The sequence below is a fragment of the Streptomyces hainanensis genome (genome assembly GCF_004348415.1).
In the GTDB taxonomy this organism is placed as follows: Bacteria; Actinomycetota; Actinomycetes; order Streptomycetales; family Streptomycetaceae; genus Streptomyces; species Streptomyces hainanensis.
In genome coordinates this window covers 1-21,283 of the sequence record NZ_SMKI01000074.1, presented here as the reverse complement: position 1 = coordinate 21,283, position 21,283 = coordinate 1, and the positions used below count along the sequence as shown (strand labels likewise).

The 21,283-nt window shown below is 73.1% G+C and carries 23 protein-coding genes; 14 read left to right on the top strand and 9 right to left on the bottom strand.

Annotation, left to right across the window (positions count from 1 at the left end):
• Both E1283_RS09585 and E1283_RS09580 read left to right on the top strand, forming a co-directional pair.
• Positions 1 to 447, top strand: a 447-nt coding sequence (locus tag E1283_RS09585) for a phosphotransferase (protein ID WP_165956062.1), incomplete at its 5' end; no start/stop codon positions are given.
• Between the two features lie 51 nt (positions 448 to 498).
• Complete coding sequence (locus E1283_RS09580) at positions 499 to 1,245, top strand: class I SAM-dependent methyltransferase (RefSeq protein ID WP_132817509.1); 747 nt, start codon at positions 499 to 501, stop codon at positions 1,243 to 1,245.
• On the opposite strand, the gene E1283_RS09575 is transcribed toward E1283_RS09580, so the two are convergent.
• Positions 1,246 to 2,004: a class I SAM-dependent methyltransferase gene (locus E1283_RS09575; protein ID WP_132817508.1), complete on the bottom strand. Its 759-nt coding sequence runs from the start codon at positions 2,002 to 2,004 to the stop codon at positions 1,246 to 1,248. It lies immediately after the preceding gene.
• On the opposite strand from E1283_RS09575, the gene E1283_RS09570 reads away from it, so the two are divergent.
• Positions 2,003 to 2,404 (top strand): VOC family protein, encoded by a 402-nt coding sequence (locus E1283_RS09570; RefSeq protein ID WP_132817507.1) that lies wholly within the window; start codon positions 2,003 to 2,005, stop codon positions 2,402 to 2,404. The genes E1283_RS09575 and E1283_RS09570 overlap by 2 nt on opposite strands.
• 65 nt (positions 2,405 to 2,469) lie before the next feature.
• Here E1283_RS09570 and E1283_RS09565 read toward each other — a convergent pair whose 3' ends face one another.
• The 3 genes from E1283_RS09565 to E1283_RS09555 form a co-directional block, all read right to left on the bottom strand.
• Positions 2,470 to 2,847 (bottom strand): nuclear transport factor 2 family protein, encoded by a 378-nt coding sequence (locus E1283_RS09565; protein ID WP_132817506.1) that lies wholly within the window; start codon positions 2,845 to 2,847, stop codon positions 2,470 to 2,472.
• Positions 2,848 to 2,958: 111 nt separating this feature from the next.
• Positions 2,959 to 3,606 (bottom strand): LysE family translocator, encoded by a 648-nt coding sequence (locus E1283_RS09560; RefSeq protein WP_132817505.1) that lies wholly within the window; start codon positions 3,604 to 3,606, stop codon positions 2,959 to 2,961.
• Between the two features lie 32 nt (positions 3,607 to 3,638).
• A complete protein-coding gene (locus tag E1283_RS09555; RefSeq protein ID WP_132817504.1) occupies positions 3,639 to 4,127 on the bottom strand; it encodes a DinB family protein in 489 nt (162 codons plus the stop codon).
• 319 nt (positions 4,128 to 4,446) lie between these two features.
• Between E1283_RS09555 and E1283_RS09550 the strand changes: the two genes are divergently transcribed.
• Complete coding sequence (locus E1283_RS09550; protein ID WP_132817503.1) at positions 4,447 to 5,781, top strand: aminotransferase-like domain-containing protein; 1,335 nt, start codon at positions 4,447 to 4,449, stop codon at positions 5,779 to 5,781.
• 155 nt (positions 5,782 to 5,936) lie between these two features.
• On the opposite strand, the gene E1283_RS09545 is transcribed toward E1283_RS09550, so the two are convergent.
• Positions 5,937 to 7,364, bottom strand: a complete 1,428-nt coding sequence (locus E1283_RS09545; RefSeq protein ID WP_132817502.1) for an MFS transporter — start codon at positions 7,362 to 7,364, stop codon at positions 5,937 to 5,939.
• Between the two features lie 167 nt (positions 7,365 to 7,531).
• On the opposite strand from E1283_RS09545, the gene E1283_RS09540 reads away from it, so the two are divergent.
• Both E1283_RS09540 and E1283_RS09535 read left to right on the top strand, forming a co-directional pair.
• Positions 7,532 to 8,038 carry a MarR family winged helix-turn-helix transcriptional regulator gene (locus E1283_RS09540; protein WP_132817501.1) on the top strand — a complete coding sequence of 169 codons (507 nt, stop codon included), beginning with the start codon at positions 7,532 to 7,534 and terminating at the stop codon, positions 8,036 to 8,038.
• A 51-nt stretch (positions 8,039 to 8,089) separates the two neighbouring features.
• Positions 8,090 to 8,812 (top strand): class I SAM-dependent methyltransferase, encoded by a 723-nt coding sequence (locus tag E1283_RS09535; RefSeq protein ID WP_132817500.1) that lies wholly within the window; start codon positions 8,090 to 8,092, stop codon positions 8,810 to 8,812.
• Positions 8,813 to 8,863: 51 nt separating this feature from the next.
• Here the strand turns inward: E1283_RS09535 and E1283_RS09530 are convergent, their stop codons facing one another.
• Positions 8,864 to 10,378, bottom strand: coding sequence for an MFS transporter (locus tag E1283_RS09530; protein ID WP_132817499.1), 1,515 nt, complete (start codon positions 10,376 to 10,378; stop codon positions 8,864 to 8,866).
• A 119-nt stretch (positions 10,379 to 10,497) separates the two neighbouring features.
• On the opposite strand from E1283_RS09530, the gene E1283_RS09525 reads away from it, so the two are divergent.
• From E1283_RS09525 to E1283_RS09505, 5 genes are all read left to right on the top strand, one after another.
• Positions 10,498 to 11,148 (top strand): TetR/AcrR family transcriptional regulator, encoded by a 651-nt coding sequence (locus E1283_RS09525; protein ID WP_132817498.1) that lies wholly within the window; start codon positions 10,498 to 10,500, stop codon positions 11,146 to 11,148.
• 322 nt (positions 11,149 to 11,470) lie between these two features.
• On the top strand, positions 11,471 to 12,811 hold the full coding sequence (locus tag E1283_RS09520) for an ABC transporter substrate-binding protein (RefSeq protein WP_132817497.1): 1,341 nt from the start codon (positions 11,471 to 11,473) through the stop codon (positions 12,809 to 12,811).
• A 4-nt stretch (positions 12,812 to 12,815) separates the two neighbouring features.
• Positions 12,816 to 13,745 carry a carbohydrate ABC transporter permease gene (locus tag E1283_RS09515; RefSeq protein WP_132817496.1) on the top strand — a complete coding sequence of 310 codons (930 nt, stop codon included), beginning with the start codon at positions 12,816 to 12,818 and terminating at the stop codon, positions 13,743 to 13,745.
• Positions 13,742 to 14,572, top strand: coding sequence for a carbohydrate ABC transporter permease (locus E1283_RS09510; RefSeq protein WP_132817495.1), 831 nt, complete (start codon positions 13,742 to 13,744; stop codon positions 14,570 to 14,572). The genes E1283_RS09515 and E1283_RS09510 overlap by 4 nt, the downstream gene beginning before the upstream one ends.
• Before the next feature lie 62 nt (positions 14,573 to 14,634).
• Positions 14,635 to 17,382 carry an alpha-L-rhamnosidase gene (locus tag E1283_RS09505; protein ID WP_132817494.1) on the top strand — a complete coding sequence of 916 codons (2,748 nt, stop codon included), beginning with the start codon at positions 14,635 to 14,637 and terminating at the stop codon, positions 17,380 to 17,382.
• Between the two features lie 37 nt (positions 17,383 to 17,419).
• On the opposite strand, the gene E1283_RS09500 is transcribed toward E1283_RS09505, so the two are convergent.
• Together E1283_RS09500 and E1283_RS09495 are read right to left on the bottom strand one after the other, a co-directional pair.
• Positions 17,420 to 18,106 (bottom strand): permease prefix domain 1-containing protein, encoded by a 687-nt coding sequence (locus E1283_RS09500; RefSeq protein WP_132817493.1) that lies wholly within the window; start codon positions 18,104 to 18,106, stop codon positions 17,420 to 17,422.
• The gene (locus E1283_RS09495) at positions 18,103 to 18,432 is read right to left on the bottom strand and encodes a PadR family transcriptional regulator (protein WP_132817492.1); all 330 of its coding nucleotides are present in this window, start codon (positions 18,430 to 18,432) and stop codon (positions 18,103 to 18,105) included. Before E1283_RS09495 ends, E1283_RS09500 begins: the two co-directional genes overlap by 4 nt.
• 119 nt (positions 18,433 to 18,551) lie before the next feature.
• On the opposite strand from E1283_RS09495, the gene E1283_RS09490 reads away from it, so the two are divergent.
• From E1283_RS09490 to E1283_RS09480, 3 genes are all read left to right on the top strand, one after another.
• Positions 18,552 to 19,079, top strand: a complete 528-nt coding sequence (locus E1283_RS09490) for a hypothetical protein (protein ID WP_243744718.1) — start codon at positions 18,552 to 18,554, stop codon at positions 19,077 to 19,079.
• A 69-nt stretch (positions 19,080 to 19,148) separates the two neighbouring features.
• Positions 19,149 to 19,715 (top strand): hypothetical protein, encoded by a 567-nt coding sequence (locus tag E1283_RS09485; protein ID WP_132817491.1) that lies wholly within the window; start codon positions 19,149 to 19,151, stop codon positions 19,713 to 19,715.
• A complete protein-coding gene (locus E1283_RS09480) occupies positions 19,702 to 20,916 on the top strand; it encodes an MAB_1171c family putative transporter (RefSeq protein WP_132817490.1) in 1,215 nt (404 codons plus the stop codon). The genes E1283_RS09485 and E1283_RS09480 overlap by 14 nt, the downstream gene beginning before the upstream one ends.
• A 24-nt stretch (positions 20,917 to 20,940) precedes the next feature.
• On the opposite strand, the gene E1283_RS37125 is transcribed toward E1283_RS09480, so the two are convergent.
• The coding region (locus E1283_RS37125; protein WP_207930348.1) for a hypothetical protein at positions 20,941 to 21,283 on the bottom strand (343 nt) is incomplete at its 5' end.

Here is a 21,283-nt window from a genome sequence, read left to right as displayed (position 1 = left end):
AGCGCTCACCCGTGGCTCCACCCCGCGCTCGGCGCCGTCGCGGCCCGGCTGCGCCGCCTCCGACCCGAAACCCTCGGCTGGGGCCCGATCCACGGCGACCCCGCGCTGGAACACTTCCGCATCGACCCCGCCACCGGCCGCTGCGGCCTCATCGACTGGGGCGCCGCCGGCCGAGGCGCCCGGCTCTACGACCTGGCCACCGCCGTCATGGATCTCGGCACGCCCGACGACGCCGCCCCGCTCGTCGAGGGCTACCTCGCCCAGGGCGCCCTGCCGCCCTCCGAGGTGACCCGGGCCCTGCCCGCCCTGCTCGACTTCCGCCACGCCGTCAACGCCGTCTACTACGCGGGCCGGCTCCACCACGGGGACACCACCGGCGTCGCCGACCGGGCCGAGAACGCGACCCGCCTCGCCGACGCCCGCCGTTGGCTGGAGCGCGGCCGTTGACCCGCCGATATTCCCTCGACTCCGCGACCGGCTTCGGGAATCGTCGGCGGCATGCGACAGGATGAGATCTGGGACGTCGAGGCCGCCCAGCGCTACGACACGCCAGGCACCGGCATGTTCGCGCCCGACGTGTTGGGACCGGTGGTGGACCGCCTCGCCGAACTGGCCGACGGGGGACGGGCGCTGGAGTTCGCCATCGGTACCGGCCGGGTGGCCATCCCCCTCGCGGAGCGCGGAGTGCCGGTCACCGGCATCGAGTTGTCGCGGCCGATGCTCGACCAGCTGCGCACGAAGGCGGACGACGCCACGATCCCGGTGGTCCGCGGCGACATGGCGACCGCCAGCGCGCCGGGCTCCTACCGGCTCGTCTACCTCGTCTTCAACACCATCTCCAATCTCCTCGACCAGGCCGAGCAGGTCGCCTGCTTCCGCAACGCGGCCCGCCACCTCGCACCGGGCGGGCGGTTCGTCATCGAGCTGTGGGTCCCCGAGCTGCGGAAGCTGCCGCCCGGCCAGCCGGCCCTGGTCTGCGAGGCGAAGCCGGGCTACATCGGCCTCGACACCTACGACGTGCTGCGCCAGCACGTCGTCTCCCACCACTTCGACTTCGACGACACCGGGCGGGCACGGCTGTTCCGCAGCCCGCACCGCTACATCTGGCCGGCCGAACTCGACCTCATGGCCCAACTGGCCGGCTTCGAGCTGGAGTCGCGCCACGCCGACTGGCGGGGAGCCGAGTTCACGGCCGAGTCGCGCTCCCATGTCTCCGTCTACCGGCTTCCGGGCGGCGGCCGATGATCAGAAAGCGGTGCGCGCGCACGGCGAAGCGCCCCTCCGCGCGGATCCGCCGATGGAGGCGGCGCAGGGCGACGTCGTAGCGCCCCGGGTCGAAGTCGGGGATCTGCCAGGCCACCATGCGCAGCTGGTGGACCACCGCGCCGACAGGGCCGCACCGGCCGTCCCGAGGTCCCAACTGCCCGGAGGACGCGCGGGCGGCGCCCCGAGCGCCGCGTTGAGCTCGGCGCGGTCGTCGCTGCCCACCTGCTGGGTCAGCAGCACGCCGCCGGGGCGCAGCACCCGCGCGACCTCCCGGGCGGCCAGCCGCCCGTGGCGGTTCAGCACGACGTCGACCGACGCGTCCGGCAGCGGCAGCGCCTCCGAGCCGGGGGTCGGCAGGACCGTGACCCCGAGCGGCTCGAGCCGCTCACGGGCCACGGCGACGTTCGGCGGCCAGCCCTCCGTCGCCCAGCTGTGCCGGGGCAGCGGCCCGAGCGAGGCCAGCAGCTCACCACCGCCGGTGTCGACGTCCAGCAGGCGATCGGCGGCGGCGACGCGGGCGCGGGCCAGCTCCGGGTGGGACCGGGTTCCTGGCCGACGGGCTCGACCGCGTGGTCGATGTGCCGCACCCGTTCCAAACGCCCGCCGAGCGGCCCGGGGTCCTCCGCGCGCCCGGCCGCCGCCACGTTCTCCATCGTCCCTGCCCGCCGAACAGGCCGCCGCGCCGCGGCGGGATCCCGGTTGCGTGCCGCGACGCCGCTGGGACAGGATCGCGCGCATGACTTCCACCCTGGTGAACGTGGCGATCGACTGCCGGAACGCCTACGAGCTGGCGCGGTTCTGGAGCGAGGTGACGCGGGCGCCGCTGGATCCCGAGAACCAACCCGGTGACGAGGAGACGCAGGTCATGCTGCCGGGTGGCCCGGTGTTGTACTTCAACCAGGTGCCGGAGCCCAAGACCGAGAAGAACCGGCTCCACCTGTGCCTGCGCCCCGACACCTCGCGGGAGGTCGAGGTGTCGCGGTTGACGACGCTCGGCGCCACGCTGGTCGCCGATCGCCGCAAGCCCGACGGCTGGGGCTGGGTCGTGCTGGCCGACCCGGAGGGCAACGAGTTCTGCGTTCTGCTCGCCGAGTCCGAGCGGGCCGCGCTGCCCGCCCCCGACCGCCTAGTGCTCTGACCGCGCAGCTTCGCCGGGTTGGTGGTGGTGACGGTCGGATGCGTGGTGCCGTCCGTTCGACCGACTCAGGAGGCGGACGGCTGGATCTCCCCCGCGAAGACGATGATCTGGTCGATGAGGCTCCGCCGCAGATGGACGACGTCCGTTCCCGCAAGGCCGGGGCCTCCTTCCGGCGTGGTGAAGACCCACTGGTAGCGGGCCCACTCGTCAGGCATGTCCACCGCTGAGCGGCGCACCATCGTGCCGGTCCCCGCCGGGTGGCGCCGGATGTCCAGCACGAACCGCTCGACCGCCGCGATTCCTTCGCTGCGGCCCAACGGCCCCCAGAAGACCACATCTGAGGTCAGGGCCTGGGAGAGCAGGTCGGTCACATAGCTGTCGTCCGAGGCGTTGAACGCGGAGATGAACGTGTCGATCGCGGAGCGTGCCGTCTCTTCCTCCATGCCCCAGTAATACCAGCCGTTACGCGTGCGCTGGTCCCGCGAGCCGCCTTCCGACCACGGTTGACCGTCCCAGGCACAGCACCAGGCGCTGTGCCCGTCGATCCTGTCGGATCAACCCGCCCTCGCCGGGCCGGAGGTGTCGACTGCCAGGGACACGGCGAGGGCCCCGAGGACGGTGCCCATCACGTAGCGCTGCACCTTCAGCCAGGACGGCCGGCGGGCGAGGAAGACGGCGATGCCGCCCGCCGCCAGGACGATGGCGAGGTTCACGGTGACGGCCACCACGATCTGGACCGAGCCGAGCAGGAGCCCCTGCAGCAGCACGTGGCCCCGGTCCAGGTCGATGAACTGCGGGATGAGCGAGAGGTACATGATGGCGATCTTCGGGTTGAGCAGGTTCGTCATCAGGCCCATCGTGAACAACCTGCGCGGTGAGTCGTGCGGAACGTCCTGCGGCGCGAAGACGGAGGCGCCGCCCGGCCTGAGCGCGTTCCAGGCGAGGTAGGCCAGGTAGGCGGCGCCGGCCAGCTTGACCGCGACGTACAGCTCGGGGACGGCGACGAAGACCACGGAGAGCCCCAGGTTCGTCGTCAGCAGGTAGACCAGGAACCCCAAGGCCACCCCGCCCAGGGAGATCACCCCGGCACGCCGGCCCTGCGTGATGCTGCGGGAGACGAGATAGATCATGTTCGGTCCGGGGGTCAGGACCATGCCGAGGGCCACCGCCGTCACGCCGAGGATCCCGCTGAGTTCAACCATGAAAAGCCTCATTCATCTGGTGCGTCGTGCGGTCATGACCGCTTCCGCCGGGCCCGGGGCGCGGTGGAGCGGTCGCCGCGCCGTATCTCGGCGAGGCCGTGGGCGATGTCGTGGAGCAGGTGGCGGGCGAAGAAGTCGACCGTGAGCCGGGAGTCCGCCGGGCCCGGGGCTCGGTGGCGCCAGTCGTCGTCGGTGAGCGAGGCGAGCCGGTCGGCGAGGGCGTCGGCGGCGCGTCCCAGCTCGGCCGCCACCTGCCGAGGCTCCTCCTCCCGGTACCGCCGGAGGACCCGAGGGCCGTGCGCCTCCGGATCGGCACCCGCCTCGGAGCGCTCGCTCGGTGCAATTCGGTTCCCGCCGAGCATCGCATCGAGCCCGGAGTGGAACAGGAGACACATGTCCCGGACATGGCAGCCGTGTTCGAGCGGCGACCACAGGGGTGTGCCGACGCGTCGGCCGTCGAGCCCCCGGTCGCACAGCAGCCGCCGCCAGCCCTCCGCGCACTCGCGCAGCAGGGCGGCCATCGCGGGGCCGTCGCTCGGGCCCGACGAGAACCCGCAGCGATCACAGTCGGGTGGCGGTGGGGATTCCGTGCCGAGCGGGAATCGGGATCGCGCGGTCGCGCTCACTGCCGTCGGACTCCTCTCTGGCGGTCAGGCGCCCCGTGGTGGCGCGTCCGACACCTGCCCTCGGCCCGCCGCAGGGGATCGAACCGGAACATTGAGCCGACCATATGTCCTGAGGTGATGCGGGGCAATGTGAGGAGCATTGCCCTCAGTGCAATTCTGTGATGGGATGCCCTCACGGTTTCCCGGCCCGCGGGAGCGAACGACGGGGAGCGCGGTGAAGGACTACCAGAGCGTCGCGGACGCGGTGGCCGAGCAGATCAGGACCGGCACCCTCCGGTCAGGCGACCGGCTGCCCCCGCAGCGCGACTTCGCCCGGCAGCACGGCATCGCCAACTCCACCGCCGCCCGCGTCTATCGCGAACTGGCCCGCCGGGGCCTGACGGTCGGCGAGGTGGGCCGCGGCACCTTCGTCCGCGCCGAGTCGGGGCCGCCCGTCGCGCTCGCCGAACCGGCCGGCAACCGGATCGATCTCGAGCTCAACTACCCGGTGGTGCCCGAGCAGGCCCCCCTGCTCGCCGAGGGCCTCGCCCGGCTCGTCAGGCCGGACGTCCTCGGCCACGCCCTGCGGCCGGTGGGCATGGCGGGGGCTCCGGCCATCCGCGAGGCCGCCGCCGACCTCCTCGCCCGCGGCGGCTGGCGCCCCTCCCCGCACCGGGTGCTGTTCGCCGGGAACGGCCGGCAGGCCGTCGCGGCCGCCGTCACCGCCCTGGTGCCGCCGGGCGGTCGGCTCGGGGTCGAGGAGCTGACGTACCCGGTGATCAAGACGATCGCCACCCGGCTCGGCATCACCCTCGTCCCGCTCGCCGTGGACGGCCAGGGACTCGTCCCCGAGGCCGTCGCCGAGGCACACCGCGACACCCCGCTCCACGCGGTCTACGTGCAGCCGACCCTGCACAACCCGCTCTCCCTCACGATGTCCGGGGAGCGGCTGGCACGGCTGGCCGAGGTGCTGCCGCGCATCGGCGTCCCCGCGATCGAGGACGCCGTCTGGGCCTTCCTCCACGACGAACTGCCGCCGCTCGCCGCGCTGGCACCCGAGCACACCGTGCTCGTCGACAGCCTGTCCAAGCGGATCGCGCCCGGCCTGACCCTCGGGTTCGTGGTCGCGCCGAGCACGATGACCACGGACATCTCCTCGGCGCTCCGCGCCGGCGGCTGGACCCCCGCCCGCTTCGCCCTGGAGGCCGCCCACCGTTGGCAGCGGGACGGGGTCGTCACGGCCATCGTCCAGGCCAAGCAGCGGCAGGCCGCCGCGCGACAGGAGCTGGCGGCCCGGCTCCTCGCCGGGTTCGCGGTGCGGGGCGACCCCTGCTCGTACCACTGCTGGTGGCGACTGCCCCGCCCGTGGCGCGCCGACACCTTCGTCGCCGCCGCGGCGCGGCACGGCATCGCGCTGGCGCCCGCCGCCTCGTTCACCGTCGGCCCGGGCGACGCCCCCGACGCGATCCGGCTGGGGCTCGCCTCACCAGGGTCCGACGTCCTCGTCCAGGCCCTGACCACCCTGGCCGACCTCGCCCGCTCCGCCCCCGACGACCTCGTCACCGACTGAACCACCGGGCACGGCGCACAGCCCGGGTGGCGGAAAGGGAGGGCTCCCGGACCCGGGTGCATTCGGGTCCGGGAGCCGCGCCGAACCCCGTCCCCACGGGGTCGGCGCGCTGGGGGCGGCCCGCTCGACGCCGCCCCGGTTCGGGGCCGCCGCCGTCAGCCGGCGCGGTACCGCATGGAGTGCGCCGCGGCCAGCAGGGCCGTGACTCCGGCGGCGACGCCGGCGATGAGGAAGCAGGTCACGTAGGCGTCCACCGTCGGCACGCCGGTGTTCCCGATGACCTGCGCCACGAGGATCGCCGACGTCGCGGCGCTGGCGATGCTGCCGCCGGCGGTCCGCACGAGGGTGTTGACGCCGCTGGCGATGCCGCTCTGGTCCATCGGGACGTGCTGGACGGCCAGCGTGCCGAGCGCCGCGTAGGCGATGCCGATGCCCACGCCCTGGACGCCGCTGAAGACCATGATGTCGGCGGCGCTGTCGTGGCTCACCGCCAGCCAGACGTAGGCGAGGGCGGCGATCGCCGAGCCGATGGAAAGTGTCCTGGCGGCGCCGAGCTTGGCCTCGAAGCGGCCGGCCAGGGCCGAGAAGAGCAGCATGGTGACGGTGCTCGGCAGCATGTAGAGGCCGACGTCCAGCACCGACCCGGACAGGCCGTAGCCGACCTCCTCCGGGGTCTGGATGAAGTTGGACACCAGGGTGAACGACGCGAACATCGCGAAGCCCAGCAGCAGCGAGGCCAGGTTGGCGGAGAGCGACCTCGGCCCGACCAGCAGCGGCAGCCGTACCAGCGGCTCGCGCACGGTCCGCTCGACCCGCACCCACGCCGTACCCAGCACGACCGCCGCGGCGAACAGGCCGAGGGTCCGGCCGTCGGTCCAGCCCCAGGCGTTGCCCTGGCTGATGCCCAGCAGCAGGCTGACCAGGAGGCCGGCGAGCAGGCCCGCGCCGAGCAGGTCGGGACGGCCGCCGGCGCGGCGGCCCGAGTCGGTGGTGCACGTCGCGACGAAGCCGAGGCCGACGACGGCCATCGCGGCCGAGATCCAGAACACCGGGTGGTGGGTGTCGGTGTTGTCGGCGATGACGCCGGTGACCAGCATGCCGAGCGCGCCGCCGATGCCCATGGTGGCGCTGACGATGCCGATGCCGGCGGTGACCTTCTCGCGGGGGAGCGTGTCGCGGATGATGCCGATGGCCAGCGGGATCACGGCGGCGGCCGCGCCCTGGAGCGCCCGGCCGGCGATGAGCACCCCGAGGGAGTCGGAGAGTGCGCAGACCACGGAGCCGACGACGAGCAGCGCCATCGTCAGCGTGATCATCTTCTTCTTGCCGTACATGTCGCCGAAGCGGGAGAGCAGCGGGGTGGCGACCGCGCCGGCCAGCAGCGTGGCGGTGAACACCCAGGCGACCGAGGACACCGAGGTGTCGAACGTCCGCATCAGCTGGGGGAGCAGCGGCAGGACCAGGGTCTGCTGGAGCGAGACGACGAGCCCCGCGGTGCCGAGGGCGAGCAGCGTCAGGCCGGGGCGGGGCACCGCGGGTTCGGGGGACCTGTTCCGCTCGACCAGGGTGGCGGTGTGGGGCATGAGGGAGCTTCTCCTGTGCTGGGCGAGGGGTACGTCCGGTGCCGTTCCCGGCGGACCGCACATTACTTAACTTAGGCAATCATACCGAAGTGCTTGAGTCAAGCAAGTTCCTCCCGATCCCCGTCTCGGCTTGCTTGACTTAGGCAAATACCTGGTAAAGTCGCTCCATGTCCTCGCCGCCCCCACCCGCCGAGCGCGCCGTCGAAGCCGACGTGGCGGAGATCGAGAGCGCGCTCAACCGCATCGCCTACGTGACCAACCGGGCCCGGCAGCACGAGCGCCTGATGGCCCTGGCCGGCATCTCGGTCGACCGGGCCGCCGCCGCGCTGCTGCGCCAGCTCGCCGAGAGCGAGTCGCTGCGCCCGGGGGAGCTGGCGGCCCGGCTGTCGGTCGAGGCGTCCCACGTGACCCGGCAGGTCCAGCACCTGGAGCGGGCCGGCTTCGTCACCCGGGTGCCCGACCCCACCGACCGCCGCGCGCAGCGCGTCCAGCTGACGGACGTCGGGCGGGCCACGGTCGACCGGATGCGGCTGGCGAGCTGCCGTGGCATGCGGATGGCGCTCACCGACTGGTCCCCCGAGGACCTGCACCATCTCGCCGGCCTGTTCCGGCGCATGGTCGACGACTTCATCGCGCACGGCGACGACGAGCTGGACGTCCGGCCGCCCGCCTGATAGAGGCGAGGGGAGGCGCGCACCATCCCTCTCGTCCCTCCGGAGGCCCGGATGAGTCAGTTCGACGACCTGGCGTCGCTGTACGAGGACTTCTCGGCTACGCCCTTCAGGCAACACCTGGAGTTCCCCACGGTCCTGGGGCTGGTGAAGGAGGGACCTCACGGGAACGTGCTCGATCTCGGCTGCGGAAGCGGGGCGTACAGCCGGCTGTTGCGGGGGAGCGGTGCCGACCGGGTGACGGGGCTCGACGAGTCGACCGGCATGATCGACCACGCCCGCCGGCGGGAGCGCGCGGAGGGCCTCGGCATCCGGTACCTGACCGGCGAGCTGCCGGCCGAACTCCACGGCACGTTCGACCTGGTGCTCGCGGTCTACGTCCTGCCGTACGCCACGACGTACGAGGAACTCCTCGGCCTGTGCCGCACGGCCGCCGACGCGCTGCGCCCGGGCGGTCGTTTCCTGACCCTCCCGGTCCACCCGGACTTCCACCGGGACCGCGACCACTACGCGCCGTACGGATTCCGGGTGTGGACCGACGGCGAACGCCACGACGGCGCGCGGGTGCGCCTGCGGTTCCGCGACCGCGACGTCGACATCATCGCCCGCTACTGGAGCGCCGAGGCGCTGGGCCGGGCGCTGGTCGAGGCCGGGTTCGCCGCGCCCCGCTACCGCGAACACCGGCTCTCCGACACGGCGGCGGCCGGTCCCGTGGCGTTCTGGGAGCCGTATCTGACCACACCGCACGCCGCCGTCCTGGATACCGTCAGGGTGTGACGCCCGGCCGGCGGTCGTGCGGTCGTGCGGTCGTGCGCCGGCCGCACGGCCTCAGGCCGTGTCCCGGCCGCCCTCGGCGGCCAGCGACGGCCGGTCGGCCGCCCGCGGCCCACCGGCCGCGGCGGCCGCGGCGGCCGCCGGCTCGGGCGGCGGCTGGTGGCGGGGGAGGAAGGCCGCCACGGCGAAGGCGGCCAGGGCGGCCGCGGCGCCGATCGCCATGACGACCCGGAAGCCGTTCTGCGAGGGGACGGCGGTCGAGCCGAAGGCCGTCGTCATCTGGGCCAGCACGACGCCGGCCACCGCGCTGGAGACGGACGTGCCGATCGCCCGCATCAGGGTGTTGAGGCTGTTGGCGGCCGCGGTCTCGGACACCGGGACGGCGGCCATGATGAGCGCCGGCATCGCGCCGTAGGCCAGGCCGATGCCGGCCCCGATGACGCTGGAGGCCAGCATCAACTGCCACACGGTCGACATCATCACCATCTGCAACAGGTAGCCGGCGGCGACGACCACGGCGCCCGCCATCAGGGTGACCTTGGGCCCGCGCGACCGCGAGATCCGCGCCGAGACCGGCGCCATCGCCATCATCACCAGGCCGTTGGGCGCCATGACCAGGCCGACGGCCAGCATCGACTGCCCCAGTCCGTAGCCGGTGGCCTCCGGCAGCTGGAGCAGCTGCGGCAGCACCAGCGACATGCCGAACATCGAGTAACCGAACACCGCCGAGGTGACGTTGGTCAGCAGCACCTGCGGGCGGACGGTGGTCCGCAGGTCGACCAGCGGCTGTCGGGTGCGCAGCTCCCAGCGGCCCCACAGGATCAGCGCGGCCGCCGCGGCGGCGAACAGGCCGGTGGTCGTGCCCGCGCTCCAACCCCAGTCGGCGCCCTTGGAGATGGCGAGCAGCAGGCACACCAGGGCGGTGGAGAGCCCGACCGCGCCGACCACGTCGAACCGTCCGCCGCCGCGCACCCGGGACTCGGGTACCAGCCGGAGCACCAGCACGAAGGCCAGCACGCCGAAGCCGGCCGAGCTCCAGAACAGCACGTGCCAGTCGGCGCGGTCGGCGAGGAAGGCGGCGGCCGGCAGGCCGAGCGCGCCGCCCACCCCGAGCGACGCGCTCATCACCGCCGTGGCCGCCCCGAGCCGTTCGGCCGGCAGTTCGTCCCGCATGATGCTGATGCCCAGGGCGATCACCCCGGCCGCCAGGCCCTGCAGGGTGCGGCCCACCAGCATCGGCACCAGCGAGTCGCTGAGCGCGGCGACCGTCGAGCCGGCCACCAGCAGCACCAGGCTGGCCAGCAGCATGCGGCGCTTGCCGTACATGTCGCCGAGCCTGCCCACCACCGGGGTGGCGACGGCGCCCGCGAGCAGCGTCGTGGTGATCACCCAGGTGGCGTCCGACGGCGAGGCGTCGAGCAGCGTCGGGAGCTCGGGGATCAGCGGGATCACCAGGGTCTGCATCAGCGCGACCACGATCCCGGCGAACGCCAGGACCAGCACCACGGTGTGGGGCCGCGGCGCGCCGGGTGTCCCGGTCTCCGCGGCGCGGGCAGGAGCGTCGGTCATGGGTGGCCCCCGGAATCCGTTCGGTCGTATTTTGGTTCAGTCGACTGACTTACCTTAGCGGACCCGGTTCGGTCGCTCTGTGGCAGAGTCGACGCCCGGGGACGGAACGGGTGGTGACCATGACGGTGAAGACGGCGCGGGGCGAACGGGCCAACGCGACACGGGAGTTGATCCTGGCGGCGGCCGAGCGCCTGTTCGCGGAGCAGGGCGTGTACGCGGTGTCCAACCGCCGGGTCGGCGAGGCCGCGGGCCAGGGCAACAACACCGCCGTCGGCTACCACTTCGGCACCAAGACCGACCTGGTGCTGGCCATCGCCCGGAGGCACCAGGCGGAGATCGAGCGGATCCGGGCCCGGGCGCTGGCCGACGCGGGCGACTCCGCCGACCTGGCGGTCTGGGTGGCCTGCCTGGTCAGGCCCGTCACCGGGCATCTGGCGGCGCTCCCCGGCCCCACCTGGTACGCGCGGTTCCGCGCCCAGGTGGCGACCGACCCGGCGCTCCACCGGATCGTGACCGAGGAGGCGCTGGCCTCGCCGACCCTGCGGCGGATCGTCGACGGCCTCGACCGCTGCCTGCCGGAGCTGCCGCCCGAGGTGCGCGCGGAGCGCGGCGCGATGGTGCGCCGGCTGATCCTGTTCACCTGCGCCGAGCACGAACGTGCGCTCGCCGACGACCCGCCCACGCCCGGGGCGAGTTGGGACGAGGTGGCGACCGGGCTCGTCGACGCGCTGGTCGGACTGTGGGGGGCGCCGGTCACCCGTCGCGCCTGAAGTGGCGCCACGCATGGTCACCGGTTTACCACTTCGTTACCTTCGTGTTGCTTGACGGGCGTGTGTTCCCGGGCGAGCCTGTGAGGCATTCGGCCCATTGAGTCGTTTCAATCGACGGGCCGCCCGCCTCGGTCGGGTCCCGTGGCGCCTTCGCGCCCCTGTGGTGACCTCCCTTCTCCCCGCCGCCCGAATCCCCCAGGCATCCACACCTCCTCACCAGCTCTCCGCTCATCGCCGTGGCATCGGCGGCGTGCCCCCGCGCTGCCGTCGCCCGGCCCGGATCGCGGCCAACGCAGTCCACGTTCCAGAGAGGTACGACGACATGGAGCTCCCCGTACGCGGAATATCGCCGCGCCCCTCCCACGCCGTCACCGCGCTCGTCGCGCTGACCACCGTCTCGCTCGGCCTGGCCGCGTGCAGCCCCGGTTCCCTGGGCTCCAGCGGCGACGGGGACGGCATCACCCTCAGCTATCTCGTCCCCAACGGCGCGGAGGACGTCGCGCTGGCCGAGCAACTGGCGGAGGACTTCTCCGCCGCCAACCCCGACATCGCCATCGAGGTGGAGACCAGGCCCGGCGGCGGCGACGGTGACAACGTGGTCAAGACGCGACTGGCGACCGGCGAGATGACCGACGTCTTCCTCTACAACACCGGCTCGCTCTTCCAGGCCATCAACCCGGACCGGAACCTGGTGCCGGTGACCGGCGAGGAGTGGGTCGACGCCGTCGACGACTCCTTCCTGCCCACGGTCAGCGCCGGCGACGACGTGTACGGCGCGCCGGTCGGCTCCGCCATGGGCGGCGGGGTGCTCTACAACCGGACCGTCTACGCCGAGCTCGGCCTCGAGGTGCCCCGCACCTGGGACGAGTTCATGGCCAACAACGCCGCGATCGCGGAGGCCGGGACCACGCCGGTGATCCAGACCTACGCCGACACCTGGACCTCGCAGCTGTTCGTGCTGGGCGACTTCCACAACGTCGCCGCCGCCGAGCCGGACTTCGCCGAGTCGTACACCGACAACGGGGCGAAGTACGCCACCTCGCCGGCCGCCCTCCGGGGCTTCGAGCACCTCCAGGAGGTGGCCGAGGCCGGCTACCTCAACGACGACTTCGCCTCCGCCAGCTACGAGGACGGGCTGCGGATGGTCGCCGAGGGGGCGGGGGCGCACTACCCGATGCTGACCAACGCCATCTCCCCGATGGTGGACGCCGTCCCGGATGCCGCCGAGGACGTGGGGTTCTTCGCGCTGCCCGGGGACGACGAGGCCAGCAACGGGCTGACCATGTGGACGCCGGGCGGCGTCTACGTCCCCACCACCACCGAGGGGGAGAAGCGGGAGGCCGCCCTGCGCTTCCTGGCCTTCGTCGCCAGCCCCGAGGGCTGCGCCTCCCAGAGCACCGGCCAGACCCCCTCCGGCCCCTATCTGGTGGCGGACTGCGAGCTGCCGGCCGACGCGCCCACCGCCGTATCGGACATCCAGTCGTACTTCGACTCCGGCGCCGTGTCCCCCGCACTCGAGTTCCTCTCGCCGATCAAGGGCCCGGCGCTCGAACAGATCACCGTCGAGGTCGGCTCCGGCATCCGCACGGCCGTCTCCGGCGCCGAACTGTACGACGAGGACGTGGAGAAGCAGGCCCAACAGCTCGGTCTCGAGGGGTGGTGATCCCATGGCGACCACCGTCGAGACCCCGCCCACCGGGCAACGGGAGTCCCGCCCGGCCCCGCCGGGCACCGGCCGCCGGATGCGGAGCAGCTACCCCTACTGGTTCTACCTGCCGGCGGCCGCCGTCTACACGGCCCTCTTCCTGCTGCCGACGCTCGCGGCGTTCTTCTTCAGCCTCACCCGCTGGACGCTGTTCGAGTACGAGTTCATCGGCTTCGACAACTTCGTCCAGTTCTTCCGCGAGCCGGCGCTGGTCAAGGGCCTGACCAACACCCTGATCTACGCCGTGGTCACCTGCGGCCTCAAGGTGGTCCTCGGCCTGCTGCTCGCGGTGCTGCTGACCTCGCGCGTCATCGGGCGCGGCTTCCTCCGCTCGGTGGTGTTCTTCCCGGTGCTGGTGTCCACCATCGGCGTGGGCATCACCTTCACGGTGCTGATGCACCCCTCCGAGGGCGCCATCAACCAGGTGCTGTCCCTCGTCGGCGTGGACGGCCCCGCCTGGCTGACCGACCCGTCCTGGGCCCTGCTGTCGGTCGCGTTCGTCGACGTCTGGAAGGGCGTCGGCCTCGCCACCGTGATCTACATCGCCGGCGTCGTCTCCATCCCCCGCGAGTACTACGAGGCGGCCGAGGTGGACGGCGCGAGCGCCCTCCAGCGCTTCCGGCACGTCACCCTGCCACTGGCCAGGCCGGCCACCGTCACGGTGATCATCCTCTCCCTGATCGGCGGCCTGCGGTCGTTCGACCTGATCTGGGCGATGACCGGCGGCGGACCGGGATTCACCTCCGACGTCATCGCCTCGGTGATCTACAAGCAGTACCAGGCGGGGTTCTACGGCCTGTCGACGGCCGGCAACGTGGTGCTGTTCCTGCTGGTCTCGGCGATCGTCGTGCCGCTGTTCTGGTTCCTGAACCGCAGGGAGGCGGAGGCGTGAGAACCCGGCGACCCAACCCCTGGCTCAGCGGCGTGGCGATCCTCGCCTTCACCGTGGTGTTCGTCCTGCCCTTCGTCTTCGTCCTGTTCACCGCGGCCAAGGGCCAACAGGAGGCCGCGCTCCTGGAGTTCTCGCCGCCCACCGAGTGGCGGATCGTCGAGAACCTGCGCGCGGTCATCGAGGCCCGTGACTATCTGCTGGTCATCGCGTTCATCAACAGCGTGGTGCTGACCGTGGCCAGCGTGACCCTGATGGTCGTCCTCGCCTCGATGGCGGCCTTCGTGCTCCAGCGCCGCCGGAGCCGGCTGACCGGCCCCGTCAACCTGTTGGTGCTCTCCGGGCTGATCATCCCGCCGGCCGTCGTCCCCACCATCTGGGTGCTCCAGGGGCTCGGCATCTTCAAGACGCTGCTCGGCCTGATCCTGGTCGAGGTCGCCTTCCACCTGTCCTTCTGCGTGCTGCTCTTCCGCGCCTTCCTGGCCACCGTGCCACGCGAGCTCGACGAGTCGGCCGTGATCGACGGCGCGGGACCGATCCGGCTGTTCTTCCGGGTGGTGCTCCCGCTGCTGCGGCCGGTCACCGTCACGGTGATCGTCGTGCAGTCCGTCGGCGTCTTCAACGACTTCGTCAACCCGCTCTACTTCCTCCCCGGCGAGGAGAACGCCACCGTCCAGCTGACCCTGTTCAACTTCCAGAGCCAGTTCGAGACCCAGTACAACCTCCTCTTCATGGACATCCTGCTGATCACGATCCCGCCGCTGGTGATGTTCCTCTTCTTCAACCGGCAGATCGTGGCCGGCATGACCTCAGGGGCGATCAAGGGCTGACCGCCCGCGCCGACAACCGCCGACGACCGCACCACAACCCCGACCGAGGTGGGAGAACCCGCATGCCCTTCGTCACTGTCAGCCCCGTCCGGTTCGAGCACCGGGACACCGCGCTCGGTATCGGCACCGCGACGCCGCGCCTCTCGTGGCAGGTGACCACCGACGATCCCCACTGGGCCCAGACCGCCTGCGAACTCGAACTCGACGGCACCGTGGTCCGCCAGCTCACGACATCCGAACAGGTCCTCGTGGCCTGGCCGTTCGAGCCGCTGGCCGCCCGCGCCGGCGCCACCGTCCGGGTCCGGGTCGCCGCCGGCGACCGGTGGTCGGAGTGGAGCGAGCCGGCCACCGCCGAGGTCGGGCCGCTCGCCCCCGAGGACTGGACGGCCAGGTTCGTCAGCCCCGCCACCATCGGCGGGGTCGGCGACCCGGCCCCGGTCCTGGTCCGCACCCTCACCGTCCGCCCCGACGTCGTCTCCGCCCGCCTCCGGCTCACCGCCCACGGCGTCTACGTCGCCCACCTCAACGGCGTCCGCGTCGGCGACGAGGTGCTGGCCCCCGGCTGGACCGCCTACCACGACCGGCTGCGCCACCAGACCCACGACGTCACCGGCCTGCTCAGGGCGGGCGACAACACGATCGAGGTGCTGCTCGGCAACGGCTGGTACCGCGGCCGCCTCGGCTGGGGCGGCCGCCGCGCCCTCTACGGCGACCGGCTCGCGCTGCTGGCCCAGCTGGAGATCACGCACGCCGACGGCTCGACCGAGGTCGTCGGCACCGACGAGACGTGGTCGGCGCGCCCCAGCGGCATCCTCGCCGACGACCTCTACGACGGCCAGCGCACCGACCTGCGGCCGCTCACGGCGGTCCCCGACGACACGGTCGAGGTCGTCGACGCCGACCTGGGCCGGCTCGTCGCCCCCGACGGGCCGCCGGTCCGGATCACCGAGACCCTGCCGGCCACCCGGGTGTGGACCTCGCCGTCCGGCGCCACCCTCGTCGACTTCGGCCAGAACGTCGTCGGTTGGGTCCGGCTGACGGCCCGCGCCACCCGCGCCGGTGCCGAGGTCACCGTCCGGCACGCCGAGGTCCTGGAACACGGCGAACTCGGCGTCCGCCCGCTGCGCACCGCCAAGGCCACCGACAACTACCTGGTGCCCGAGGCCGACGAACTGGTCCTCGAACCCGACCTCACCTTCCACGGCTTCCGCTACGCCGAGGTCACCGGCCTCGACGACTTCGACGCCGAGGCCGTGGTCGTCGGCACCGACCTGCGCCGCACCGGCTGGTTCGACTGCTCGGACCCCGAGGTCAACCGGCTGCACGAGAACGTCGTCTGGGGCATGCGCGGCAACTTCCTCGACGTGCCGACCGACTGCCCGCAGCGCGACGAACGGCTCGGCTGGACCGGCGACATCCAGGTGTTCTCGCCGACCGCCAGCTTCCTCTTCGACAGCGCCGGCTTCCTCTCCTCCTGGCTCGCCGACCTGTCCGCCGACCAACTCCCCGACGGCTCCGTACCGTTCGTCGTCCCCGACGTGCTGGGCGACGCCGAACCCACCGCCGCGGCCTGGGGCGACGCCGCCTGCGTGGTGCCCTGGGTCCTCTACCAGCGGTACGGCGACGCCGACCTGCTGCGCCGGCAACTCCCCTCCATGCGGGGCTGGGTCGACCGGATCGCCTCGCTGACCACGGACGGCGTCTGGGCCGGCGGCTTCCAGTTCGGCGACTGGCTCGACCCGGCCGCGCCGCCCGACGACCCCTTCGCCGCCCGCGCCGACCACGACGTCGTCGCCACCGCGCACCTCGCCAGGTCCTCCGAACTCGTCGCCGAGGCCGCCGCCGTCCTCGGCGAGGACGGCGCCCACTACGCCGACCTGGCCGCCCGCACCCGGGAGGCGTTCGCCCGGCACTACGTCACCGGGGGCGGCCGGGTGCTCTCCGACGCTCCCACCGTCTACGCGCTGGCCATCGAGTGGGCGCTGCTGCCCACCCCCGAGCAGCGTGCCGCGGCCGGGCGGCGGCTCGCCGACCTGGTGCGGGCCGGCGGGTTCCGGGTGGCCACCGGCTTCGTCGGCACCCCGCTGATCACCGACGCCCTGACCTCGACCGGCCGGCCCGACCTCGCCTACCGGCTGCTCCTGGAGCGCGGCTGCCCCTCCTGGCTCTACCCGGTCACCATGGGCGCCACCACCGTCTGGGAGCGCTGGGACTCGATGCTGCCCGACGGCACCATCAACCCGGGCCAGATGACCTCCTTCAACCACTACGCGCTGGGCGCGGTGGCCGACTGGATGCACCGCGCCCTCGCCGGGCTGGCGCCCGCCGCCCCCGGCTACCGGCGGATCACCGTCCGGCCGCTGCCGTACCCGGCGTTCAGCCACGCCTCGGCCCGCCACCTGACGCCGTACGGCGAGGCGTCCGTGGCGTGGCGGCGCGAGGACGGGGCCCTCACCGTGGAGGCCGTCGTCCCGGTCGGCGCCACCGCGACCGTGCACCTGCCGGGCGCCGAGCCGGTGGAGGTCGGCCACGGCAGCCACCGCTGGACGGTGCCGGAACCCGCCGCCGAGGCCCGGCCGATCACCACTGTCCGCGACCTGATCGACGACCCCCGCCGGTGGGGCGAGACGGTGGCCGTGCTCACCAAGCACGACCTGGCCGCCGGGGCCGAGGACCTGTCCCGCGCCGCCGGCCGCCATCTGGACGCGCCCGCCCTCGAACTCCCGGAGCGACTGGCCAGGAAGACCCGGCCGGAACAGGTGGCCGCCGCCACCCGGGCGCTCGGAAACCTGCTCGCGGCGACGGACTGACGCCGGCATGGCGCGCGGCCGCTCCGGCGGCCGCGCGTCAGGCGTCGACCGCCGCCGGCGGGCGCGCGCAGCGGCGGCAGGTGCGGGCGGAGCCGGCGACCAGGGCGTGGGAGGCGACCGTGACGGCCGCGGCCAGGGCCAGCAGCGGCCAGGCGGTGGCGAGCGGGGCGGTGACGGCGAGGGCCAGGCCGGCCGCGCCCATGGCCAGGGCCGTGACGGTGCCGGTCCACGCGGCCAGCGCGGGCAGCCGGTCGGGCGTCGGCAGCCGGCGGGCGAGCGGCCCGGTGGCGGCCAGGGTGGCGACGGCCGGCAGGGCGGCGAGGACCGCGACGACGGTCAGGCAGCCGGCGAGGAGCTGCGCGGCGCGCGGCAGCCAGCCGTCCGCGCCGCCTGCGTGCCAGCTCAGCAGCCAGCCCGCGAGCAGCAGCGGTGCCGTGAGCGCCACGGTCCCGGCCGTGTGCCTGACCTGGGCGACCGTGAGTTCGCGCTGGCAGCTCGGCGCCAGCTCGCCCGGGGTGCCGAACTCGCGGAGCGCGGCGTCGAGCGCCGGGCGCCGCGGCGCCCCGCCCTCGGAGTGGGCCGCGACGGTGTCCGCGAGGCCGTCCCTGATCTCGGCCAGCAGGCGGGCCTTGGCCCTGGCCGGCCCGTGGAGCTCGGCGGCCAGCTCGGCGACGTACGCGTCGAGCGGATCGGCGGCGACCGGGGTGCGGGCGGCGGCGGTCATGTGGCGGGGGAGGGGTTGAGGACGGAGCCGATCGCGGTGGTGAACTCCTGCCACGCGCGCCGCTCGCCGGCCAGCGCGCCCTGCCCGGCGTCGGTGAGCTGGTAGCAGCGCCGCCGCCGCTCGCCCACCGACTCCCAGCTGCTGCTCAACAGGCCGATCCGCTCCAGCCGGTTGAGCGCCGGGTAGATCGTGCCCGTGCGCAGCTCCACCGTGCCGCCGCTGCGGCGCTGCACCGCGGCGATGATCGCGTAGCCGTGCAGGGGGCCCGCCTCCAGCACAGCCAGCAGCATGCCGTCCAGATGTCCGCGTACCGAGTCCGACTTCATGGTCGGCAGTCTAGCCCGCCGACAGGTAGGCCAGGCACCTGTTGGCAACCTATATATGAAGTGCCCGGAGGACGGGAGGGTGCACGATACTGAGGTCCGGCCGAGGCGGCGGAGGGGCGATGGACGTGAGCGGGCGGAGCGGCGAGGACGAGGCGGAGGTGGTGGCGGAGGAGCGGCCGACCGACCCGGAGGGCGAGCGGCTCGGGCAACGCATCGAGTTCCTCTTCGCGTACGTGCAGCCGTTGGGGCGGCGGTACACGCTGCAGGAAGTGGTGGACGGGATCCGCGAGTCCGCGCGGCCCGGGGACTCCAAGATCTCGGTCGGGCGGCTGTGGACCCTGCTCAAGGGCCGGGCCGGGAACCCCACCGTCGGCACCCTGCGCGCGCTGGGAGACTTCTTCGGCGTCCCGCAGGCGTACTTCATCGACGACGAGGTGGCGGACCGGGTCGCCGCACAGCTCGCGCTGCTCGCGGCGATGCGGGCCAACGACGTGCGGTCGGTGGCCCTGCGGGCGGCCACCGTGGCCACCATGTCGGCCCACGGCCTCGACACGGTGCGCTCGCTGGTCGAACGCAGCGGGGAGTTGGCGGCCGGGCCGGACGGCCCACGGGCGGGTGCTCGGGATGACGAGGGACCGCTCGTCTAGACTCCGCTCGGTTGCAGAAGGAACCGCTCGACCGCCCGGACAGGGTGCCGTGCTGACACGGGGGCGCGTATGGAGGACCGCGAGTGGCGTCGGTTCAAGGCACGTTGCGACGAGCTGCTCCGTGAACTGACCGTCCCGGGGCCGGTCACGACCGAGAATCTCGCCGAGGCCGTGGCCCGGCGGCGCGGGCGGCCGCTGCGGCTGATCCCGCTGCCCAGGACGGACGCCGGCGGATCGGGGATCTGCGGGGTGTGGCTCGCGCTGGGCGGCGCCGACCACGTCTACTACTCGGCCGTCACCAGCCCCGTCCACCAAGCCCACATCGTGCTGCACGAGTTGGCCCACATGCTGCTCGACCACCGGCAGGACGGAGCACCGGACCGCGAGAGCCTGCGCCGGCTCTTCCCCGACCTCGACCCGGCGATGGCGGCCCGGCTGCTGGCCCGCGACCGCACCCGGACGACCACGGGCCAGGAACAGGAGGCCGAACTGTTGGCCTCCCTGATGTGGCAGCACTTCGACGCCCTCCCGACCACCCGGGCGGGCGTCGCGCGCGGGGCGGCGGACAACCTCTCCCTGATGATGTGCAGCTTCGCGGACGCGTACGAGTGGAGGGGGCCGATTGAGGCCGTATGAGGTGGTCGTGCTGCCGATGCTGTGGGGCCTCGCCCTCTACTGCCGCGGCGGCCGACGGTCCCTGTCGCGCCGCAATCGGGTGTTGTCGGTGGCCTGGGCGTGCTTCGCGGTCGCGGTGACGCTCGGGACGCCGGCGGTCCGGCGCGTCGTCGACGCGCTCATCGGCGTCGAGAGCGTCACCAACCTGCTGGTCCATCTGCTGGGGCTGGTCGGCACGGCCACCATGGTGGAGTTCGTCCGCGAGGCGACGGGGCGGGCACGGACCCGGGGGCGGATATCGCGGCTCAACCTGGCGACGCTGGCCGTCGCCTCGACCGTCGTGACCATCGCCTTCACCGTGATGCCACGCCCACCGGGCGACATCGACCTGCTGACCTACGGCAGGAGCTCCGCGGCGGGGTTCGTCTACTGGGCGACGCTGACCGGGTACGGCGCCCTCGGCCTCGCGGCGGCCGCCAGGATCTCCTGGATGCACGGCAAGGACGCCACCCGGGGCCCGGCCAGAACCTTCCTGTGGCTGCTGCGCGCGGCCACCCTGCTCGGCACCGCCTACCTGTGCCACCGGTTCACCTATGTGACGGCCCACTACGCGCACTGGACACTGCCGACGTCGGCCAGGATCACCGGAACCACCCAGATGCTGCTGGCGCTCACGTTGGTCCTGTTCGCGCTCGCCGTCATCTGGCCCGCGCTCACCGACTACCGCGCGAAGCGGACGACCGCCCGGCGGGCCGACCGGATCGCGCCGCTCTGGCGGTTGATGCAGACCGCGGCGCCGGGCATGGTCCTGCCGCTCCCGGCCGAACTGCGCCGCGGCAACCCCCGGTTGCGTCTCTACCGGTACGTGATCGAGATCCGCGACGGCGTCCTGGCCGTCGAGCGGCACCTCGGCGCCGGCCACCCGCCCGCCGCCGAGGCCGCGTTACGGGCGGCCGGGGTCGAGGGCGCCGGACTGGCCCCCGCCGTCGAGGCGGTGCTGCTGCGGTACGCCGTCACGGCCCAACTGGCGGGCCACGCCCCGGAGTACGGCGGTCGGCCGCACGTCAGGGAGACGCTGGACCTGGCGGCCGAGGCCCACTGGCTCGAACGGGTCGCCGCCGCGCTGGAACTGCCCGCGGTGGTCGCCGCGGCCGAACGACTGGCCGCCGCGCCCGGCGCGCGGCTCAGCGGCGCGCCGGACGACGGCGGTCAGTCGATGTGACCCGGTGCGGGGCCCGGTGACGGGTCAGCCGCGGGCGTCCCAGTTGGCGGAGACGGGGAGGTCTCCGGTGGTGCCCCACTTGATCTTGACGAGCTTTCCGTCGTCCATGCGGAGGTGGAATTCGTTGGTGCTGGGGCGGTAGATGCCGATGTTGTCTGCGTGGCCGCCGTCCCAGTTGCCGGAGATGGGGAGGTCTCCGGTGGTGCCCCACTTGATTCTGATGGTGTTGCCTTCGTCGCCGCGGAGGTGGAATTCGTTGGTGCTGGGGCGGTAGATGCCGATGTTGTCTGCGTGGCCGCCGTCCCAGTTGCCGGAGATGGGGAGGTCTCCGGTGGTGCCCCACTTGATTCTGATGGTGTTGCCTTCG

Excerpts from the sequence above, each read along its gene's own strand:
- E1283_RS09490 (WP_243744718.1), top strand. The coding sequence starts at position 18,552 with ATGGACGTGAGCGGGCGGAGCGGCGAGGACGAGGCGGAGGTGGTGGCG.
- E1283_RS09570 (WP_132817507.1), top strand. The coding sequence starts at position 2,003 with ATGACTTCCACCCTGGTGAACGTGGCGATCGACTGCCGGAACGCCTAC.
- E1283_RS09515 (WP_132817496.1), top strand. The coding sequence starts at position 12,816 with ATGGCGACCACCGTCGAGACCCCGCCCACCGGGCAACGGGAGTCCCGC.
- E1283_RS09560 (WP_132817505.1), bottom strand. The coding sequence starts at position 3,606 with ATGGTTGAACTCAGCGGGATCCTCGGCGTGACGGCGGTGGCCCTCGGC.
- E1283_RS09575 (WP_132817508.1), bottom strand. The coding sequence starts at position 2,004 with ATGCGCGCGATCCTGTCCCAGCGGCGTCGCGGCACGCAACCGGGATCC.
- E1283_RS09565 (WP_132817506.1), bottom strand. The coding sequence starts at position 2,847 with ATGGAGGAAGAGACGGCACGCTCCGCGATCGACACGTTCATCTCCGCG.
- E1283_RS09500 (WP_132817493.1), bottom strand. The coding sequence starts at position 18,106 with ATGACCGCCGCCGCCCGCACCCCGGTCGCCGCCGATCCGCTCGACGCG.
- E1283_RS09495 (WP_132817492.1), bottom strand. The coding sequence starts at position 18,432 with ATGAAGTCGGACTCGGTACGCGGACATCTGGACGGCATGCTGCTGGCT.
- E1283_RS09525 (WP_132817498.1), top strand. The coding sequence starts at position 10,498 with ATGACGGTGAAGACGGCGCGGGGCGAACGGGCCAACGCGACACGGGAG.
- E1283_RS09580 (WP_132817509.1), top strand. The coding sequence starts at position 499 with ATGCGACAGGATGAGATCTGGGACGTCGAGGCCGCCCAGCGCTACGAC.
- E1283_RS09485 (WP_132817491.1), top strand. The coding sequence starts at position 19,149 with ATGGAGGACCGCGAGTGGCGTCGGTTCAAGGCACGTTGCGACGAGCTG.
- E1283_RS09555 (WP_132817504.1), bottom strand. The coding sequence starts at position 4,127 with ATGGCCGCCCTGCTGCGCGAGTGCGCGGAGGGCTGGCGGCGGCTGCTG.
- E1283_RS09535 (WP_132817500.1), top strand. The coding sequence starts at position 8,090 with ATGAGTCAGTTCGACGACCTGGCGTCGCTGTACGAGGACTTCTCGGCT.
- E1283_RS09545 (WP_132817502.1), bottom strand. The coding sequence starts at position 7,364 with ATGCCCCACACCGCCACCCTGGTCGAGCGGAACAGGTCCCCCGAACCC.
- E1283_RS09530 (WP_132817499.1), bottom strand. The coding sequence starts at position 10,378 with ATGACCGACGCTCCTGCCCGCGCCGCGGAGACCGGGACACCCGGCGCG.
- E1283_RS09505 (WP_132817494.1), top strand. The coding sequence starts at position 14,635 with ATGCCCTTCGTCACTGTCAGCCCCGTCCGGTTCGAGCACCGGGACACC.
- E1283_RS09520 (WP_132817497.1), top strand. The coding sequence starts at position 11,471 with ATGGAGCTCCCCGTACGCGGAATATCGCCGCGCCCCTCCCACGCCGTC.
- E1283_RS09540 (WP_132817501.1), top strand. The coding sequence starts at position 7,532 with ATGTCCTCGCCGCCCCCACCCGCCGAGCGCGCCGTCGAAGCCGACGTG.